This is a genomic window from Pseudomonas sp. SID14000, assembly GCF_002165135.1.
Taxonomy (GTDB): Bacteria; Pseudomonadota; Gammaproteobacteria; order Pseudomonadales; family Pseudomonadaceae; genus Aquipseudomonas.
On the sequence record NZ_NFZQ01000082.1, the window covers coordinates 1 to 511 of the forward strand.

1 protein-coding gene is annotated in these 511 nt (G+C 63.6%); it reads left to right on the forward strand.

Annotated elements, in window-relative coordinates:
- On the forward strand, positions 1–511 hold a 511-nt coding region (locus CAY82_RS24975; protein ID WP_140399164.1), incomplete at both ends, for an immunoglobulin-like domain-containing protein.

Below are 511 nucleotides of genomic sequence, written 5' to 3' on the forward strand. Positions count from 1 at the left end.
ATCACCTACACCGTGACCCTGAGCAACCCAGCCCAGACCCCGGTGACCGTGACCCTGTCCAACGGCCAGACCATCACCATCGAAGCCGGCAAGACCCAGGGCAGCGTCGACTTCCAGACCCCGGCCAACGACGTCTACAACAACGGCTCGACCGTTAGCGTGACCATCGAAAGCGCCACGGGCGGTAACTTCGAGCAGTTGGTGCCGAACCCGACGCCGGCTCAGACCACCATCAACGACTCGGTGGATACCACCACCGCGACCCTGACCGCTTCGCCAAGCATCACCGAAGGCGGCGTCATCACCTACACCGTGACCCTGAGCAACCCAGCCCAGACCCCGGTGACCGTGACCCTGTCCAACGGCCAGACCATCACCATCGAAGCCGGCAAGACCCAGGGCAGCGTCGACTTCCAGACCCCGGCCAACGACGTCTACAACAACGGCTCGACCGTTAGCGTGACCATCGAAAGCGCCACGGGCGGTAACTTCGAGCAGTTGGTGCCGAACC